Here is a 2,195-nt window from a genome sequence, read left to right on the forward strand (position 1 = left end):
GCTCTTCCGATCTCCGCTCGGCCTGGCTGCACTCGATGGCCGTCAACACCGGCAACGCGGCCGGGTTGTCGCTCCACGACCGGGTGCTGCCGATCGTCCCGATGTTCCACGCCAACTCGTGGGGACTGCCGTACTCGGCGCTGATGAGCGGTGCTTCGCTCTGCATGCCCGACCGCTGGCTCCAGGCCGAGCCGCTCGTGCGGTTCATCGACGAGAGCCGGCCCACGGTCTCCGGGGCGGTCCCGACCGTGTGGAACGACGTCCTGGGCTACCTCGACAGCCACGGCGACGTGCGGCTCGACTCGCTGCGCCTGATCCTGTGCGGCGGTTCCGCGGTTCCGGTGTCCCTGCAACGCTCGCTGCAAGAGCGCCACGGGCTCGAGATCCGCCAGGCCTGGGGGATGACCGAGACCTCGCCGGTCGCCTCGGCAGGGATCCCACCCGTCGGCGCCGAGGGTGAGGAGGTGTGGCGCTACCGCGGAACTCAGGGCCGGCTGCTCTGCGGTGTCGAGGGTCGCATCGTCGACGACGCCGGTGTCCCGATGGCCCACGACGGCGCGGCCGTCGGCGAGCTCGAGGTGCGGGGCCCCTGGGTCACCGGCGCCTACTACCGCCCCGACGACGACTCGGCGATCGAGAAGTTCCACGACGGCTGGCTGCGCACCGGCGACGTGGGCAGCATCGACCCGCTCGGCTACATCCTCCTGTCCGACCGGGCCAAGGACGTCATCAAGTCCGGCGGGGAGTGGATCTCCTCGGTCGACCTCGAGAACAGGCTGATGGCTCACGAGGCCGTGCTCGAGGCGGCCGTGATCGGGGTGCCCGACGCGAAGTGGGACGAGCGTCCCCTGGCCACGGTCGTGCTCCGCGAGGGAGCCACGGTCACGACCGACGAGCTGCGCGACTTCCTCTCGACCGACTTCGCCAAGTGGCAGCTGCCGGAGCGCTTCGCCTTCGTCGATGCCGTGCCACGCACCAGCGTCGGCAAGTTCGACAAGAAGGTCATCCGGCAGCAGTACGCCGACGGAGAGCTCGACACCTGAGCCGCGTGGCGCCTGGGTCGTCGCTCAGTCGTCGCTCAGACGTCGCCCGGGTCGACGTGATGGCCGGGAGCGGCGAGATCGACGTCGCCCTCGATCACCAGGGCGGTGAGCCCGCCGACCGTGCGCGTCTCGTGCGCCTCGCCGGGCTCCCACTCCGCTGCCTCACCGGGTGCCAGGTCGACCGGCATGCCGTCGTACCCGGCCACCCGCGCGTCGCCGGTCAGCAGCACCAGGAGCTGGCGGCCGGCCGCGGGGTGGCGTCCGATCCGACCGCCCGCGGCGACGCGGACGACGACGAGCGCGGCGTCGGCCGTGACCCCGAGGGCCCCGAGGTCGAAACCGATGCTGTCGTGCGCCTCGATCCGACGCCGCGGGACGTCGTCCAGCCGATGGATCCTCACGCAGCGACCTGTGCGCTCGCCGCACCCGTCACGTCAGGCCTCGCTGGGGGCCGGCGCGTAGTCGGGGTCGGCGGCAGGCGCGTCCGGCGAGGCACCCGAGCCGGCCTGGGCCTGCGAGGACCAGGTCTCGAGCTCGCTCATCACCGCGGCGTGCTCGTCGACGCAGATGACCATCAGGTCGCCACGGTTGGCGCGCGACATCGCGTGCGTGACCGCGGAGATCTCGTCGAGCACCTCCTCGACCTGCTTGCAGCGTGCTCCGGCGGCCATCGCGCTGCGGACCCCCTCGATCACCAGGGCAGAGACCTCGCCGCGCTCGCGTCCGCGCAGCGCGACGTCCTCGCGCACGACGAGGACGTCGAAGTGCTGAGCGGCGATCTCGCCGAGGTCGCGCATGTCCTGGTCGCGGCGGTCACCGGCGGTCGCGATGACGCCGATGCGCGAGGGCCGGGCGAGGTCGTGGGCCGACTCGAGGCTGTCGCCGACTCGGTCGACGAAGTCGCCGAGGGCGCGCATGCCCGGGGCGTTGTGGCAGTAGTCGACGATCACGTTGACCCCGTTGACCTCGACCTCGTTGAGGCGGCCGGGGGAGAGGTAGTAGCTCGTCGAGAAGGTGCGCAGACCCTGCCGGATGTCGTGCAGCGGGGCCCCGGCGGCGAAGGCGGCGGCCGCCGCGGCGAGGGAGTTCTGCACGTTCATCCGGGCCCGACCGCCGAAGGTCGCGGGCAGCAGGTGGGTCCAGGCGAGCTGC

General features: G+C 72.1%; 3 protein-coding genes. 1 reads left to right on the plus strand and 2 read right to left on the minus strand.

Annotation, left to right across the window (positions count from 1 at the left end; translation table 11 throughout):
• The coding region (locus tag VOI19_RS18395) for an AMP-binding protein (RefSeq protein ID WP_323794392.1) at window positions 1–1,043 on the plus strand (1,043 nt) is incomplete at its 5' end.
• Window positions 1,044–1,078: 35 nt separating this feature from the next.
• Here the strand turns inward: VOI19_RS18395 and VOI19_RS18400 are convergent.
• Window positions 1,079–1,444, minus strand: a complete 366-nt coding sequence (locus tag VOI19_RS18400; protein ID WP_323794393.1) for a cupin domain-containing protein — start codon at window positions 1,442–1,444, stop codon at window positions 1,079–1,081.
• Between the two features lie 33 nt (window positions 1,445–1,477).
• Window positions 1,478–2,195: glutamate ligase domain-containing protein (locus VOI19_RS18405; RefSeq protein WP_323794394.1), on the minus strand; the 718-nt coding region annotated here is incomplete at its 5' end.

The sequence above is a fragment of the Nocardioides sp. genome (genome assembly GCF_034670285.1).
In the GTDB taxonomy this organism is placed as follows: Bacteria; Actinomycetota; Actinomycetes; order Propionibacteriales; family Nocardioidaceae; genus Nocardioides.